We start from the raw sequence: 15,334 nt of genomic DNA, 5'->3' as shown, positions 1-15,334 counted from the left end.
GAAAGGCGGAGAAATGAGCAGGGCGCTCCTCGTGCTCGACCTCATCAACGAGATCGTGCACCCGGACGGCAAGTACGCGGCCGAGGGCTACCACCGGCAGGCGGTCGAACGGCGCGTCATCGAGCACACGGCGGACGCGATCGCGCGGGCCCGTTCGGCGGGCATACCGGTGATCTACGTCGTGGTCGGCTTCACCGAGGGCTACCCGGAGTGGCCCGCGGGCTCACCGGTGTTCGCCAAGGCCAAGCCCGACGAGCGGCTGCTGCTCGGCAGTTGGGCCACCCAGGTGCACGACGCGCTCGCGCCGCTGCCCGGCGAGCCGGTGATCGCCAAGCACCGCATCAGCCCCTTCCACGGCACGAACCTGGAGGTGCTGCTGCGCACCCAGGGCATCGACACGCTGCTGCTCACCGGCGTCTCCACGGAGCTGGTCGTCCTCACCACCGCGCAGGCGGCGCACGACCGCGACTACCGCGTCGAGGTCCTGGAGGACGCGACGCTCGCCGGGGACAGCGAGGTGCACGAGGCGGCGCTGAAGGTGCTGTCCCGGATCTCCACCCTGACCACGGTCGCCGACGCCCTGCCCGCGCCGGCCGTGGCCCTCTGACGGCGGGGAGGCGACGACATGGGCAACCGGGCCGCGGCCCGCTTCGGCGGTGTGGGCAAGTCCGCGACGTACGCGGTGTTCGACATGGTGGCGCAGTTGCGCGCGCAGGGCGTCGACGTGCTCGACCTGGGCGGCGGCGAACCCGACTTCGACACCCCGGCGCACGTCGTCGAGGAGGCGGTCGGCGCGCTGCGGGAGGGCTTCACGCACTACACGCCGAGCCGCGGACTGCCGGCGCTGTGCGAGGCGGTCTCCGAGAAGCTGGCCAAGGACAACGGCATCACCGTCGACGCGGCCACCGACATCCTCGTCACGCCGTCGGCCAAGCACGCGCTGTTCGCGGCGCTGGTGACGGTCCTCGACCCCGGCGACGAACTGCTCGTACCGACCCCGAGCTGGGTCAGCTACACGGCGATGGCCCGGCTGATCGGGGCGCACCCGGTGCAGGTGGGCCTGGACGCGGCGAACGGCTTCCGGATCACCAGGGAACTGCTCGAGGCACACGTCTCACCCCGCACCAAGGCGCTCCTGGTCAACACGCCGAACAACCCGACGGGCCACTGCCTGACCCACGAGGAGGCCCGCGCGATCAGCCAGTTCGCCGACGAGCACGACGTCCTCCTCATCGCGGACGAGATCTACGAGAAGATCCTCTACGACGGCCGCGAACACGTCAGCCTCGGCGCCCTGCCGTGCTGCGCCGACCGCACGATCACCGTCAACGGCTTCTCCAAGGGCTACGCGATGACGGGCTGGCGCCTCGGCTACGCGGCCGGGCCGACGGACCTGATGGAGCAGATGCTGAAGGTGGCCCAGCACACCGTGGGCTGCACCGGCTCGTTCGTGCAGCGGGGCGGGATCGCCGCCCTGACCGGGCCGCAGGGACCGGTGCGGGAGATGCGCGAGGAGTACGCGCGCCGCCGCGAACTGACGGTCCGGGGCCTCAATGCGCTGCCGGGCGTGGTGTGTTCCCCGCCGGACGGGGCGTTCTACGCGTTCGCCGACATCCGCGACACGGGCTTCGCCGACGCGGCGTCCTTCGCGCAGTGGGTCCTTGAGCGGGCCGGGGTCGCGCTGATGCCTGGTTCGGCGTTCGGTCCGGGCGGCGAGGGTTTCGTCCGTCTGTCGTTCGCGACGTCGCCGGAGGTCCTGGAGACGGCGTTCGAGCGGATGGGCCGGGCGCTGGCCGAGCGAGGGTAGGGCGGTAGGTGTGGCGCGGGGCCCCGGGTCAGGTGCTCGGGGCCCTTACGCGTGCTGCGGGACGCGCAGGCCCAGCAGGGACAGGGCGCCCCGGGTGGCGGCGTCGAAGGGCTCCGCGCTCTCCGCCGAGCGGGCCATCACATAGCCGCCCTGCACGACGGCGGCGAGCATCGCGCCGACGGCCTGCGGGTCAAGGTCCGCCGCGAACTCCCCGCTCTCCTGACCCTCGGCCACGAGGTCCGCGAGGCGGCCCCGCAGCCAGGCGAACACCTCGTCCAGCGGGGCCCGCAGCGTGTCGTTGCCGACGACGTCGGCGTCCATCGTCAGCCGCCCGATCGGGCAGCCGCGCAGCACGTCGCGCTCGCGCCGCAGGTAGGAGGCGATACGGTCGCCCGCCGTGCCGGGGCCCGAGAAGTGGGCCTCGGCCGACTCCTTCAGCTCGTGCGCGCTGCGCCGCATCGCGGCGAGGGCGAGCCCCGCCTTGCCGTCGAAGTGGTGGTACATGCTGCCGACCCCGACACCGGAGCGGGCCTGGATGGCCTTGGGGCTGGTGCCCGCGTAACCGCGCTCCCACAGCAGTTCCCGGGTGGCTTCGATCAGGCGTTCCGCGCTCGACATGACGGCACTGTATCCGTGGGGCGGGGGCTGCTCGATCAGCATTTCCGATGGCGCCCATCAGGCGTTTCGCTGGGCCCGGCGCCGCACCGAGAGGGCGAGCAGGGTGCCGGTGGCGAAGGCGGCGGCGGCCAGGGCGGCCGACAGGCGCAGGCCCGAGGTGAAGGTGGCCGAGGCGGCGACGAAGGTGCCGAACAGGGCCACGCCGACGGCGCTGCCGACCTGCCGGGAGACGTTGAAGACGGCGGAGGCGATACCGGCGCCGGAGGCGGGCGCGGCCTCGATGATCGCGGCGGTCGCGGCGAGGGCGGTCATCGTCTGGCCGAGCCCGGTGGCGATCAGGGCGAAGAGAAGGACCGGGTAGGGGGTGTGGGGTCCGGCCATGACCCAGCCGACGAAGCCGGTGGTGCCGAGGGCGAGACCCGCGGCCATCGGCACGTAGGGGCCGGTACGGGCGGCAACGCGGCTGAAGAGGGGGGCGGCGATCAGGCCCATGCAGACCGAAGGGAGCAGGGCGAGGCCGGTGGCGAGGACGCTGTAGCCGCGTTCCTGCTGGAAGTAGAGCGTGGTCAGGAACAGCATGCCGTAGTAGCCGAGGCTGATCAGCAGGCCGATGGCGGCGGTCGAGGTGAAGGCGCCGGAGCGGAACAGGGACGGGGGAAGGAGCGGGGAGCGCTCGGTGAGGCCGGCGGCCTCACGCTGTTCGAGGCCGCGCTCGACGAGGGCGAAGGCGGTCAGGGCGGCGGCGCCCAGGGCGAAGGCGGACAGGACGAGCGGGGAGGTCCAGCCGTGTGAACCGGCCTCGTTGAGCCCGCCGGCCAGGGCGACGAGGCCGACGATGCCGAGGATCTGGCCCAGCGGGTCCATGCGGCGGGCGTTCGCCTTGCGGGCGGAGGCCGGGACGTGGCGCAGCGTGAGGAACACGGCGAGGGCGCCGACGGGCAGGTTCAGCCAGAACACCGAGCGCCAGTCGAACCCGGAGACGAGGAGTCCGCCGACGGCGGGGCCCGCGCCGAAGGCGACCGAGGCGACCGCACCCCAGATGGCGATGGCCCGGGCGCGCAGGGCCCGGTCGGGGTAGGTGACCTGGAGCAGTGCGAGGGACGCGGGCACGAGCAGCGCGGCGCCCGCGCCCTGGCCGAGCCGCCCGGCGATCAGCACCCCGGGGGTGGCGGCGAAGCCGCAGGCCAGCGAGGCGGCGGTGAAGACGCCGAGGCCGGTGAGGAACATCCGGCGGTGCCCGAGCCGGTCGGCGAGCCCGCCGCCGAGCAGCAGCAGCCCGGCGAAGACGGTGCTGTAGCCGTCGACGATCCACTGCATCGCGGAGGCGCCGGTGTCGAGGGAGGCGCGGATGTCGGGGATGGCGACGTTGACGACGGTGACGTCGAGCATGACGAGGAAGTAGCCGAGGCTGAGCGCGATGAGCGGGCCGAGGGCGAGGGCGGGCTTGGCGGCGGTGTTCTTCTGCGGGGCCGGGGCGGTGGCCGGAGCCGTGGTGCCGGGGCTCCCGGGGCTGGGGGTGATCTCCGTGGTGGTCATGGATCCAGCTTCAGGTCCCATTGTTTTGATGCGCGACGAAGTGTCGTTGTCCTAGGCTGGGACCATGCCGAACGCGAGCCGTGGACCGGCCCCCTCCCCCGCCGACCGGGAGGGCGAGCCGCTCAAGCACCAGACCGACATCGCGCGGGCCGCCGCGCTCATCGCCGACCCCTCGCGGGCCCGCATCCTCAAATGCCTGGCCGACGGCCGCGCCCTGCCCGCGGGCGCGCTCGCGGGCGAGGCCGGAATCAGCGCCGCCACCGCCAGTGTGCACCTGGCCAAGCTCGTGCAGGGCGAGTTCGTCACCGTCGAACAGCAGGGCCGCCACCGCTACTACCGGCTCGCCGGGCCCGAGATCAGCGCCGCCCTTGAGTCCCTCGCCCTGATCGCCCCGCCGCTGCCCATCACCTCCCTGAAGCAGAGCAGCCGCACCAACGCCCTGCACCGCTCACGCACCTGCTACGACCATCTGGCCGGCCAGCTCGGCGTCGCCGTCATGCGGGCCCTCCTCGAACGCGGCGTCCTCGCCGGGCACGACGGCATCCACCGCCCCCAGGAGGCGGTCCGCGACCGCCCCTCGTCCTACGGCCGCGACCTCCAGTACCGCATCACCGACGACGGCCACCGCCAACTTGCCGAACTCGGCGTCGACACGATGCGCCTGCCCCCGCGCCGCCCCGCCGTCCTGTACTGCGTCGACTGGAGCGAACAACAACACCACCTGGCCGGCGGCCTCGGCGCGGCCCTCACGGACCGCCTCTTCACCCTCGGCTGGGTCCGCTGGGGCACGGCCCCGAGGGTCGTCCACCTGACGGACGAGGGCGCGACGGGCCTGCGCGACGCGCTGGGCCTGGAACTGGCGGTCTAGTCACGGCCGCCTCCACTTTGGCGGAGGCGGAGTGCGTCGATGGCGTACGGGGGACCGGGCGGTTCCTCCGACAGCCGATGTGTGGGGGCCGGGGCGTCGTGAGGATCGGGGTATGGAACCCGTCTACGTATTCTCCGATGCCGAGCGCGCGCAACTGAGCGCCGTGCTCGGCTCCGTGGCCAAGAACCCGTACGAGGACTACGAGGACTTCTCGCGGGCCGTCGGCGACGTCATCGCCCGCGGTGAGGTGCCCGCCTTCTTCACCGACCTCTGCGGCCGCATCCACGCGGACCGCTCCAGCGGCGCGTGCGACGCGCACGTGGTGCGCAACTGCCCGCTGGACGACGAGATCCCGCTGCTCGACCTCGACGACCCGGTCGCGGACAAGCACGCGAGGAAGAAGACCTTCGTCGGCGAGGCGTTCCTCGAACTGTTCGCGCAGCTGGTGCGGACGCCGCTGCTGTCCTACGCGACCCGGTTCAACGGGGACTTCTTCACCGATGTCGTCGCCATCAACCGCTACAGCGGCATGCAGACCGGCTTCAGCGACAGCGAGCTGGTCTACCACAACGACCGCACCGCCCACCCGGTCCGCGCCGACTTCATCTCGCTGCTCGGCATGCACTGCCCGGAGCGCGAGTTCATCTACACCGGGTTCGTGGACGGGCGCGACCTGCTCGCGCACCTCAGCGCCGAGGAGCAGGCCGAGTTGCGGACGGCGCAGTTCATCACGCCGTTCGACGTCTTCTCTCGGGACAACAACAAGGACCTGACGGTCTCCGAGGTCCACCCGATCCTGGAGAACCACCATAGCTTCCGCTACCTGGACACCTGCACGACGGCGGCGCCGGACGCCCCGGTCGCGGCGAAGGACGCCCTGCTCGCGCTGAAGAACGCCATCGTCCGCGCGGACAAGACCCGCCATCGCATCCGCACCGGCGACCTGTTCACCTTCGCCAACCAGGACGGCCTGCACAGCCGCGACAAGATGGAGATCAACGACGCGGCCGCGGCCCGCCAGCGCTGGCTGCTGAAGACGTACGCCTTCCGCGACGAGGCGGCGGCCGAGCGCCACGCGGACCGCTGGCTCGACGGGGTCCGCGGCCGCGTCGGCGACTAGCGGACCCGCACCGAGGAGAAGACCTCCGGCCGGCGGCAGCACCTCCCCCGACCGCCGCCGGCCGGAACGCATCACCCAGACCCCCTTCTACAGCCACGGCGGCAGGTCCTCGTCCAGCGCCCGGCGCATCAGGAGGACCGCCTCCAGGCGGTTGCGGACGCCGAGCTTGGCCAGCGCGTGCGACACATGGCTCTTGACCGTGGCCGCCGTGACCTTGAGGCGCTCGGCCGTCTCCTTCGTCGACAGGCCCTCGGCGAGACAGGTCAGGACCGACCGTTCGCGTTCGGTCAGTTCGCGCAGGCGCAGCCCGGCGGAGCGGTCGGCGCGCGGCGGGCGCGCGGGCCGTTCCGGCGGCCGGTGCGCGCCCGGCCACAGGCCGATCAACTGCGGGGAGACGACCGTGTGCCCGGCCGCCACCGCGCGGACCGCCGCGGCGAGCCGGCCGACCTCGTGGTCCTTGATCAGGGCGCCCGCGCAGCCCGCCGCGAGCGTGGCCGCGAGCGCCGGCCCCGTCCACCGGGTGTCGAGCAGCACGACGCGCGCCCCCTTGTGCAGCAGCTCGGTGACGACCGGCGCCGTTCGGGGTCCGGCGAGGCCCGCGAGCACGACGACGTCGGCCTCGCTCAGCGGCCAGCGGTGCAGCGGCTGCGCGCTGTCGGCCGTGCCCACCACCGTGATCCGCTCGGCGCCCGCGAGGCCCCCGGCCAGGACGTGCCGGGACACCGGGTCGGCGTCCGCGAGCAGCACGGACACCTCGGCCGGTTCGGGCGCGCACAGCAGGATCCGCCCGTCGTCGGGGTTGCGTACGGTCCACTCCATTGCGGCTCTCCTGTTGTTCCTCGCACATGGGTGCCACGCGGCGGCCGGTCCCGTACGTGTCCGGGTCCGGCCGCCGGCGGGGTCAGGCGGCGGCGAGCGGCTGGGCCACGAGCTCCCGGGCCAGCCGCTCCTTGAGCACGGAGATGTCCTCGCAGTCGCCACCGGTGCGTTCGGCGATGTGCGTGCGGTACAGCTCGCCGAGCTCCGCGTCGCTCACCTCGACGCGCAGTTCGTCGAGGATGTGGCGCAGCACGGCACGGCCCGAGTGCCGGCCGATGAGCAGGGAGCGCTCGCGGCCGAACCGGGCGGGCTCCACGTACTCGTAGGTGGCCGGGTTGCGCAGCATGCCCTGCTGGTGGATGCCGGCGGCGGTGCCGAAGGCGTACGTGCCGAAGATCGCCTTGTTGCGGGGCTCCTCCAGGCCGATGTGGCCGCGCAGCGCGGTGTACGCCTCGTACATGGCGGAGACGTCGATGTCGGTGTGCATGCCGAGGACGTCGCCCTTGTACGACAGGAGCGCGGCCAGCTCCTCTAGCGGGGTGTTGCCCGCGCGTTCGCCGATGCCGCCGAGGGTCGCCTGCACCTCGTCGGCGCCCGCCTGGAGCCCGGCGACGGCGTTGGCGAGGGAGAGGCCGAAGTCGTCGTGGCAGTGGGTGGCGATGCGGACCGTCTCCGGCAGCCAGGAGCGGAACGCGGTGATGAGCGCGGCGTACTCCTGGGGCAGGTTGCAGCCGGAGGTGTCGGCGACCGCGAAGCAGGTGGCGCCCGCCTCGACGGCGCCGTCCACGATGGCGTGCAGCAGCTCCTCCTCGCCGCGGCTGGCGTCCTCGATGCCGACGGAGACCTCCTCGACGCCGAGGGAGCGGGCGTGGGCGACGGTGTCGGCGACCTCCTCGACGGCCTGCGCGCGGCTGATCCCCCGCTTGTGCCGCAGGTGCATGTCGCTGCCGGTGGCCATGATCTGCACCTGGTGGCGTTCGGTGCCGCCGGCGGCCACGGCGGTGTCCACGTCGGCGCGCACCGCCCGGCAGAAGGTGGTGAACCTCGCCGACGTCAGCTTCTTCGAAATCAGTTCGGTGGCTTCGAACTCGCTGGGTGAGGAGGCGGGAAATCCGGCCTCGATGTAATCCGCGCCGAGGGCTTCGACGCGCAGCGCCATGTCGAGTTTCTGGTACGGGTTCATCGCGTTTCCGGGCGCTTGTTCGCCGTCCCGGAGCGTGGTGTCGAATATCGAGATGCGGCGTGATTCCGCTGTGCCTGACATCGTGTCCCTTTCCTGTACGGCGCCGCTCGCGCAGCCCCAACTGCGGCGAGAGTAGGCAGGGTTGAGCAGTCAGGGGGCGGTGTCGAGGTGGCCGAGAAGGGCCATGTCCGTGATGGGTCCCGAAGCGGGCGGGGCGGGCGGGGACGGATTCGGTGGCATGTCGCGGCCACGGCACCGTTGGGTCAGATCAACCCATTGCCCGAAGGTGGAGGTGGAATGCGAAAGTTTTCTCGTCGGGCGCCGGAAGGTGCCGCCCCTCATTCCCTTTCCCCGTACCGGAAGAAGGAATCTCCCCATGCGTACGTCCCTGCGTGTGTCCCCGCGTATGTCCCGTCCGAACACCGTCGGCGCCACCGCGAAGCTGGTTCGTCTCGTCTCCGTGTGCGCCGTCGCCGCCGCGCTGTCGGCGGGCGTCGCCTCCGCCGCGCAGGCCGCCCCCGCCGGGCAGGCGCCCACGACCGCGGCGGCGAACGCCCCCGGTGACCTGATCTGGGGCTGACGCGTCGCGAAGCCCGTAAGGCGTGGAGGGCTTCAGCCCCACAGCGGTGCGGGCAGCGGGGCCAGCGCCCCGTCCGTCGGCCGCACCGGTTCCGTGCCGCCGGGCAGGGTGAGGCCGGGCGTGTAGTTCACGTAGTGCGCGCCCGGCGCCGCCTGCAGCGCGGCGGCCCAGGAGCGTGGTGTCGCCGGGGGCGAGCCGAGCAGCACCAGCAGGCCGAGTTGGTCGGCCCGTTCCATCAGGCGCAGGGCGGTGGTGAGCCCGCCGACGGCGTCGAGGCTGAGGCGTATCCCGTCGTAGCGCGAGACCAGGCGGTCCACGTCGCGGTCGTCCCCGTACGCCGTCCTGGTGATGATCGGGAAGGGGCGGCGCAAGGTGCTGAGCACACCCGACTCGGTCTCCGGCAGCGGCTGTTCGAGCAGCCGTACGCCGTGGTCGTGCAGGGCGGGCAGCATGACGCGCAGCCGGTCCACGTCCCAGGCCCCGTCGGCGGCGGCCATCAGCCAGGCGTCGGGGCGGCGTTCGCGCACCGCGCTGAGCCGGGCGAGGTCGTCCTCGACGGCCGGGGCGCCGAGCTTGACCCGCAGCCCGTCGAAGTCGGCGCTCTGCTCCAGCTCCCCGGCCAGCGTCTCCGGTTCACCGCGCTCGACGGTGTGGACCAGGGGGACGGGTCCGGGGCGCGGCGCGCCCATGAGGTCCCACACCGGCTGCCCCGTGCGCTTGGCCAGCAGGTCCCACAGCGCGGTGTCCATCGCGCTGCGCAACGGTCCCGCCGGGAGCAGGGCGGGCAGATCGGTGGGGGTGATCATGCGGTGCAGCGCGGGGCGCGCCCGGTCGAGCTGGGAGCGCAGGGCGGTGGGACAGTGGGCGGCGACACCGGGGCGCAAGGTGGCCTCGCCCCGGCCGGTGCTGCCCGCGTTGCGCGCGGTGATGCGCACGACGGACCAGGCGCCGGGCCATGTCGCGGGACACAGCGGCCGGGCGGGCAGGATGTCGCACTCGACGCGCAGCGGTGTCCCGGTGAGGGAGCGAAGCAATGCGGGGTCGAACACGTGGGCTCCTGAGGCTGCCGGAGTGGCGGAGCCCCATCATGGCCACCGGCCCGTCGTGGTCGCCAGGCCGATGGCACGGCACCCTGCTGCGTGTCCGCTTGCGGACAAAGCCGGGTTCCCAGAGCCGCGCCGTCCGCTCAACCAGGGCCGGCGGACGTGTCCTGGTCGAGCAGGCCCATGCGTGCCGCGGTGATGCCCGCCTGGAAGCGGCTCTCCACGCCGAGCCGCGCCATGAGGTCGGCCATGACGCGGCGCAGCGTCCGTACGGAGACGCCCAGTTCGCGGGCTATCGCCTCGTCCTTGCGGCCGGTCGACATCAGGCGCAGGACCCACAACTGCTGGGAGGTGAGCCCGGCCTCGGGGGTGGACTCGGCGGTGCTCAGCGGGGCGGCGGAGGCCCAGCACATCTCGAACACCTTGACCAGCAGGGCGGTGACGGCCTCGCCGCGCAGCACCATCATCGCGTTCCTGGAGTTGGTGTGCAGGGCGGGCACGAGCGCCTGGACCCGGTCGACGAGGATGAACCGGAACGGGACGACGTGGGCGATGCGCACCCGCGCGCCCGCCGCCTGCAACTCCTGAAGGTGATTCATCGAGTGGATGATCCGGGTCATGGGCCGCAGATGGATGGAGCGCATGGTCACGCCGCGCTCCAGCACCCGCAGGTCCCGTCGCAACCCCTCGGCCAGCGCCTCCGGCGCCATCACGGGCCCCGGGTGCATGGACAGGATCTCGGAGGTCGCGATGTCGGCGGTGTCGCCGAGGACGCGGGCGATCCGGTCGGGGTCGGTGACGACCTCGCTGTCGAGGCCGCTGCTGCGCGCGGCGTGCAGGGGCAGGAACGCCTCGCGCATCGCGTCGATCCGCTCGCGGGTGGTACGGATCTCCTCGGTCAGCCGGGCCGCGGCGGTCTCCTGCGAGGTGAGCAGGCGGAGGAGGGCGGCCTCGGGCGCGGTGGCCCGCGCGGTCGGCTCGCCGTCGGCGGTGTCGCCCGCGGCCTCGATGAGCAGGCCGAGGCGGATGAGTTCCTGCCGTGCCGGCTCCAGCTCGTCCGCGGTGGCGTCGAGCTGTTCGCAGGCACTGCGCAGGGACCAGTCGCTGCGTGTCGAGGCGTACTCGAACAGCCGCAGGGCCTGGGGTCCCAGGGTCGGCACGCTCATAGCGTCCGCTGCCTTTCCGCGCCGGTGGGGCCGGGCACGTCGATACCGGATGTGGGGAGGCCGTCCTGGCTCATCGGGCGGGGGCGTGGGTGCGGTCGTGGGTGTGGTCCAGGAGGTCCCAGAGCCCGTTGAGCCGGGTGCGCCGGTCGGAGCCCGACCGGTCGCCCGCGAAGACGGTGGTGATGAGCAGGTCGGTGAAGGTACGGGCGGGCAGGGCCGCGGTGAGGCGCCCCTCGTCCTCCGCCTGCTGTGCCAGGGCGGCGACGTGGGCGGTGACGGCGGTGATCAGGTCCCGCTCCCCCGGCTCCGGCTGCCGGTCGGCGGCGAACCGGGCGGCGGCGCGGACGTGCGGGTCGCGTTCCATGCACCGCATGAGCCGTTCGGCCAGTGCCCGCAGTTGTCCGAGCGGGTCGGTCCGGGTCGCGGCCACGTCGCTCCTGAGCTTCTCCCAACGGCGTACGGCCTCGTCGCGGACGGCGGCGGCCAGGTCCTGCTTGGAGGTGAAGTGCCCGTACAGAGCGCCCTTGGTCATGCCGATCCGGTCGACGACGTCGGAGAGCCGGGCCCCGGAGTAGCCGAGTCGGGCGAACTCCTGGGCGGCGGCGCGCAGGAGCCGACGGCGCGTGCGCTGGGCGCGGGGCTGGCTCATCGCGGACGTCCCGCTGCCGTGTCCGCTGTGCCGCACCGGCACGGTGATTGCTGCATGAGAACAAAATACCCTCCCGAAGGTATTTTTTCTGCGGCCAGTTCTGGCCCACAGCGGCCACGGGGGCCGTGCGGGCCGGAACCGGTCAGCCGACGGGCATCACCTCGACGGCCGCACCGCGCGGACCTGCGACGTTCTCCAGGAACTCCCAGCCGCGCGCCCGCCCGTGGCCGGTGAGCACCGGGTCGTCGCCGACCACGACGGGGTGGCCGACCGCGCCCAGCATCGCCAGATCGGTGCTGTGGTCGCCGTAGGCGTGACAGTCCTCGGCCCGGACGCCGAGCCGCTCCAGCAGCGCGGTCACCGCCTCCCGCTTGGCGTCGCCGATCAGGGAGCGGCGCACCTCGCCGGTGAGGGTGCCGCCCGCGTCGGTCATCTGCTCGGTGGCCAGGACGTGATGGGCGCCGAGGTCGTCGGCGACCGGCCGGACGAGCAGCTGGCCCGAGCCGGTGACCAGGGCGATCTCATCCCCGTACGCGCGATGTTCGGACAGGCGCCGGAGCGTGGCGGGCAGGAAGGCGCGGGGGCCGCGCCGGTAATCGGCGTACCAGCGGCGGGCGGACTCCTCGAGGACCGTGCGGTGGACACCCTCGAAGTGCGCGAAGTAGGCGCGGTTGAGCGCCGCCCGGTCGGCCCCGGAGGTGCGCAGTTCGCCCGGCGACCGGCCTTCCCCGGCGAGCTGGGCGCTCCAGTGGCGCCAGAAGCTGACCATGCTCTTGCCGGCGAGGAGCGTCTCGTCCACGTCGAAGAACGCGACGCGCCGCATCACCGGGCTCCTTCGAGGTCCGCCGGCTGGGCGGCGAGCCGGGCCCGCGCGTAGGCGGCCGCGGCCTTCTCGGGGTCGAGGGTGCCGTGCGCGCGCGCCGCCGTGATGTCGCGCCAGGCGCGCTGCAAGGGGTTGGTGTCGTCCAGGGCCCGCGCACCGGCCGCGTGCAGCATCTCGTCGGCGGCGGTGCCGCACAGCTCCACCGCCGCGGCGACGTCGCGCTGGTTCTCGGCGACGAGGAGCGGCGTGATCGGCGCGGTGTCGGCGCGCTGCGCGGCCCGCTCCAGGAGCAGCCGGGCCGACTGGATGTGCGCCGACGCGCGGGCGAGGACCCGTTGCTGGAACGGCTGTTGGGCGGCGGTGCCGCCGTCCGGCCGGGTCCGCAGGCACTGCTGGTTCCACCAGTGGCGCAGGATGCCCTCGGCGGCGCCGAGCACGGGCGCGGCGAAGATCAGTCCGGCGACCAGCGGGAAGGGCACCGTGTGGCAGCGTGCCGCGTGGGGCTGGGCGCGGGCGAGATCGCTGACGGTGAAGGACAGATGCTCAGGGACGAACACCTCGGCCTCGACCGTATTGCTGCCGGTGCCCCGCATGCCGATGGGGTGCCAGGTGTCGCGCACCTTGACGTCCGGGCGCGGGACGGCGAAGACACGGTTCTCCCGCGCCGGGCCCGCCGCGCCCGCGGGCCCCTCGGCCAGGGAGGCCAGCAGCACCCAGTCCGCCTGGTCGACGCCGCTGGCCATCGTCCATTCGCCGGTGAGGCGCCAGCCGCCGTCGACGCGTTCGGCCCTGCCCTGCGGCGGCACCACGGAGGCGGCCACACAGACGTCCGGGGTGCGGCCCCACAGAGCGCGCTGGCCCTCTTCGGGCAGGTAGGAGGCGAGGCGGCCGTGGGCGGCGTACAGGGCGGCGCACCAGGCGGTGGACGCGCAAGTCTCCGCCACGCTGGAGACCGCGTCGAGCAACGCGGTGAACGTCCCGGCGCAGCCGTCCCAGCGCTCGGGCACGAAGTGCCGGGCGAAGCCGTCGGCGACCAGCGCGTCGGCGACCCGGTCGGTCAGCCTGCGCCCCTCCTCCAGGAGGTCCTGGTCCTCGCGGGCGGCGTGCAGCGTACGGTGCAGATCGCTCAGCATCCGGCCGCACCCGCCAGGACCGGTACGACACCGGGCTCGTCGGCGCCGCCGACCACCCGGGCCGAGGCGAGCGGCCGGGTGCCCTGACGGGCGACGACCTGGAACGCGTCCGGTCCCGTGGACTCGGCGGCGATACTGACCGCCGGGCCGAGCTCACCGAACGCGTGGAAGGAGACGTCCAGGTGACGGATCGTCCAGTCGGCGGGCCGCTCGGGCGTCCGGGCGAGGACGGCCTGCCGGAACGCCTCGACCATGACCATGCCGGGGACGTGGTCGCTGCCGTGGTCGAACAGGGCGGGGTGCCCGGTGTCCATGCGCAGCCACCAGCCCCGTGCCGCCGCCGGGCCCTCGGCGAGCAGGACGGCGTCGGGTCGGTCCCGGCCGACCAGTGCGGCGGGGAGCGCGCGCAGCGCGGACTGGGCCGGCCCGGCGTACTGGCCGGGGTCGGGGGCGCCGCCCCGGTGGCGGATCATGGCGTACTGGCGGGGAGCGAAGGCGTCCCACTCCATCGTCGCCCGGCCGACGCGGCGGCCGCCGATCACGAGCCACGCCGCGGACGCCATCCGGAAGCGTCGGGGGTTGCCGGGCTCGCGGCGGATCTGGATGTCGAGGACGGCGTCGGTGCCCGCCCCCCGGTCCCGGACCGGCTCGGTCAGCCGGAAGTCGAAGCGGTGCAGGACGAAGGCGTAGTCGGCGGGGACGTCGTGGAAGCGGTGCGAGAGGTAGATGCCGGCCTGCCGCATCGTTTCCGCGACGATGAGCGAGTCCCGGGTGCCGTCGGCGCCACGGTGGTGCAGCAGGTGAGTGTCGGGCCAGCGCAGCCGTACGGCGTAACGGTCCGCGGCGATACGGGCGGCGGAGGCCAGCAGCACCTCGTGGTCCGCGGTCTTGTGCACCATCGTGCGCGGGACGTGAACCCCGGCGGCAGCCTCGGTGCGCGGTGCGGAACCGGGTCGTATGGCAAGGTCGTGCACGTCGTTCCCCTCCCTGAAAAGAAGCTGGTGACCTGGAATCCCCCCGGGTCACCGACCACTTGGCGGGTCGAAAATATACCTACGGGAAGGTATATTGCAATGGCGGTTCGGAGCTGGGCAGCACTGACCCGCCCAGTCCACGAGAGCTGCGAGGAGGCTCAACAGTGAATGCAGCGAGCAACAAGGAGCGCAGGACCAGCCGGGCGGTGTTCCCGGAACCCGAAGGCGCCAAGGAGACGGCGCGCGGCGGGCGCAGCCCCGAACTGCACCAGGAGCGGGCCGTCCAGACCCGGCTTCAGGTCCTGGAGGCGGCGGCGCTCCTGTTCGACCAGCGCGGTTACGCGGGCACGTCCATCAAGGACGTCGCGGACGAGGTCGGCATGACCAAGGGCGCGGTCTACTTCCACTACCCCACCAAGGAAGCGCTGACCATCGCGGTCGTCGAGGCGCACTACGCCCGCTGGCCCGTCCTCCTCGAAGCCTCGCAGAGCAAGGGGCTCGGCCCGATGGACACCCTCGTCGACCTGCTCGACCGGACGGCGACCCAGTTCAGGGACGACCCGATCGTACGAGGAGGGGCGCGGCTCCAGATGGAACAGCCGCTGCCCGAGGGCACCCTGCCCACGCCCTACGTCGGCTGGATCGACCTGCTCCGCCAACTCCTCACCGAGGCACGGGAAGCCGGAGAACTCCGCGAGGGCATCACCCCCGACGCCGCCGCACACACCCTGATCTCCGCCTTCTTCGGCACCCAGCACATCGCCTCCCGCCTCGACCGCAGGGAAGAACTGGTCCGCCGCTGGGCCGAGACGCGGGATCTTCTGTTCTACGCACTGAGGGCCTGACGGCGACCGGATCGGTAAATCGCCGGGCCACAAGTCGCCGGGCTGCGGGCGGAGTTCCCGGTCGTCGGACACTCGCTCGGCGGGAGTTCGCGCGGCGCCGCCCGGACCGGCTGCGCGGGCTGTTCCCCCCTCACCTGCCCGCCCTCACCTGAGACCGGCTGCCCGACCTG

General features: G+C 73.1%; 16 protein-coding genes. 6 read left to right on the top strand and 10 right to left on the bottom strand.

The window, feature by feature from the left end; translation table 11 throughout:
* Nucleotides 1-13: 13 nt before the first annotated feature.
* Both ABZ877_RS27135 and ABZ877_RS27130 read left to right on the top strand, forming a co-directional pair.
* Entirely contained in the window at nucleotides 14-607 is a 594-nt protein-coding gene (locus ABZ877_RS27135; protein ID WP_361075718.1) for an isochorismatase family cysteine hydrolase, read from the top strand.
* Between the two features lie 18 nt (nucleotides 608-625).
* Nucleotides 626-1,807, top strand: a complete 1,182-nt coding sequence (locus ABZ877_RS27130) for a pyridoxal phosphate-dependent aminotransferase (protein WP_361075716.1) — start codon at nucleotides 626-628, stop codon at nucleotides 1,805-1,807.
* Between the two features lie 45 nt (nucleotides 1,808-1,852).
* Here the strand turns inward: ABZ877_RS27130 and ABZ877_RS27125 are convergent, their stop codons facing one another.
* Both ABZ877_RS27125 and ABZ877_RS27120 read right to left on the bottom strand, forming a co-directional pair.
* Nucleotides 1,853-2,425, bottom strand: a complete 573-nt coding sequence (locus ABZ877_RS27125) for a TetR/AcrR family transcriptional regulator (RefSeq protein ID WP_361075713.1) — start codon at nucleotides 2,423-2,425, stop codon at nucleotides 1,853-1,855.
* A gap of 57 nt (nucleotides 2,426-2,482) precedes the next feature.
* Nucleotides 2,483-3,961, bottom strand: coding sequence for a DHA2 family efflux MFS transporter permease subunit (locus tag ABZ877_RS27120; protein WP_361075711.1), 1,479 nt, complete (start codon nucleotides 3,959-3,961; stop codon nucleotides 2,483-2,485).
* Nucleotides 3,962-4,025: 64 nt separating this feature from the next.
* Here ABZ877_RS27120 and ABZ877_RS27115 point away from each other — a divergent pair, with 64 nt between their 5' ends.
* Both ABZ877_RS27115 and ABZ877_RS27110 read left to right on the top strand, forming a co-directional pair.
* Nucleotides 4,026-4,829, top strand: a complete 804-nt coding sequence (locus tag ABZ877_RS27115; RefSeq protein WP_361075708.1) for a helix-turn-helix transcriptional regulator — start codon at nucleotides 4,026-4,028, stop codon at nucleotides 4,827-4,829.
* A gap of 112 nt (nucleotides 4,830-4,941) precedes the next feature.
* The gene (locus ABZ877_RS27110) at nucleotides 4,942-5,949 is read left to right on the top strand and encodes a TauD/TfdA family dioxygenase (RefSeq protein ID WP_361075705.1); all 1,008 of its coding nucleotides are present in this window, start codon (nucleotides 4,942-4,944) and stop codon (nucleotides 5,947-5,949) included.
* An 87-nt stretch (nucleotides 5,950-6,036) separates the two neighbouring features.
* Here the strand turns inward: ABZ877_RS27110 and ABZ877_RS27105 are convergent, their stop codons facing one another.
* Both ABZ877_RS27105 and ABZ877_RS27100 read right to left on the bottom strand, forming a co-directional pair.
* Nucleotides 6,037-6,768, bottom strand: coding sequence for a response regulator transcription factor (locus ABZ877_RS27105; RefSeq protein WP_361075702.1), 732 nt, complete (start codon nucleotides 6,766-6,768; stop codon nucleotides 6,037-6,039).
* Between the two features lie 82 nt (nucleotides 6,769-6,850).
* Nucleotides 6,851-8,032 carry a pyruvate carboxyltransferase gene (locus ABZ877_RS27100; protein ID WP_361075699.1) on the bottom strand — a complete coding sequence of 394 codons (1,182 nt, stop codon included), beginning with the start codon at nucleotides 8,030-8,032 and terminating at the stop codon, nucleotides 6,851-6,853.
* Between the two features lie 295 nt (nucleotides 8,033-8,327).
* Here ABZ877_RS27100 and ABZ877_RS27095 point away from each other — a divergent pair, with 295 nt between their 5' ends.
* Complete coding sequence (locus tag ABZ877_RS27095) at nucleotides 8,328-8,531, top strand: hypothetical protein (RefSeq protein WP_361075696.1); 204 nt, start codon at nucleotides 8,328-8,330, stop codon at nucleotides 8,529-8,531.
* 32 nt (nucleotides 8,532-8,563) lie between these two features.
* On the opposite strand, the gene ABZ877_RS27090 is transcribed toward ABZ877_RS27095, so the two are convergent.
* The 6 genes from ABZ877_RS27090 to ABZ877_RS27065 all read right to left on the bottom strand — a co-directional run bounded on the left by ABZ877_RS27090 (nucleotide 8,564) and on the right by ABZ877_RS27065 (nucleotide 14,319).
* A complete protein-coding gene (locus ABZ877_RS27090) occupies nucleotides 8,564-9,580 on the bottom strand; it encodes an enolase C-terminal domain-like protein (protein WP_361075693.1) in 1,017 nt (338 codons plus the stop codon).
* 137 nt (nucleotides 9,581-9,717) lie between these two features.
* Nucleotides 9,718-10,734 (bottom strand): LuxR C-terminal-related transcriptional regulator, encoded by a 1,017-nt coding sequence (locus ABZ877_RS27085; protein WP_361075690.1) that lies wholly within the window; start codon nucleotides 10,732-10,734, stop codon nucleotides 9,718-9,720.
* A gap of 76 nt (nucleotides 10,735-10,810) precedes the next feature.
* Complete coding sequence (locus ABZ877_RS27080) at nucleotides 10,811-11,389, bottom strand: helix-turn-helix domain-containing protein (RefSeq protein WP_361075687.1); 579 nt, start codon at nucleotides 11,387-11,389, stop codon at nucleotides 10,811-10,813.
* A gap of 142 nt (nucleotides 11,390-11,531) precedes the next feature.
* On the bottom strand, nucleotides 11,532-12,212 hold the full coding sequence (locus ABZ877_RS27075) for an HAD-IB family hydrolase (RefSeq protein ID WP_361075684.1): 681 nt from the start codon (nucleotides 12,210-12,212) through the stop codon (nucleotides 11,532-11,534).
* Nucleotides 12,212-13,345, bottom strand: a complete 1,134-nt coding sequence (locus ABZ877_RS27070; RefSeq protein WP_361075681.1) for an acyl-CoA dehydrogenase family protein — start codon at nucleotides 13,343-13,345, stop codon at nucleotides 12,212-12,214. Before ABZ877_RS27070 ends, ABZ877_RS27075 begins: the two co-directional genes overlap by 1 nt.
* Nucleotides 13,339-14,319 carry a ScbA/BarX family gamma-butyrolactone biosynthesis protein gene (locus tag ABZ877_RS27065; protein ID WP_361075677.1) on the bottom strand — a complete coding sequence of 327 codons (981 nt, stop codon included), beginning with the start codon at nucleotides 14,317-14,319 and terminating at the stop codon, nucleotides 13,339-13,341. The genes ABZ877_RS27070 and ABZ877_RS27065 overlap by 7 nt, the downstream gene beginning before the upstream one ends.
* A 164-nt stretch (nucleotides 14,320-14,483) precedes the next feature.
* Here ABZ877_RS27065 and ABZ877_RS27060 point away from each other — a divergent pair, with 164 nt between their 5' ends.
* Nucleotides 14,484-15,164, top strand: coding sequence for a ScbR family autoregulator-binding transcription factor (locus ABZ877_RS27060; protein ID WP_361075674.1), 681 nt, complete (start codon nucleotides 14,484-14,486; stop codon nucleotides 15,162-15,164).
* Nucleotides 15,165-15,334: the final 170 nt, after the last annotated feature.

The sequence above is a fragment of the Streptomyces sp. NPDC046939 genome, from assembly GCF_040644575.1.
Lineage (GTDB): Bacteria > Actinomycetota > Actinomycetes > Streptomycetales > Streptomycetaceae > Streptomyces.
Note: the sequence above shows the minus strand (reverse complement) of the source record. Positions and strands in the feature narration are given on the sequence as shown.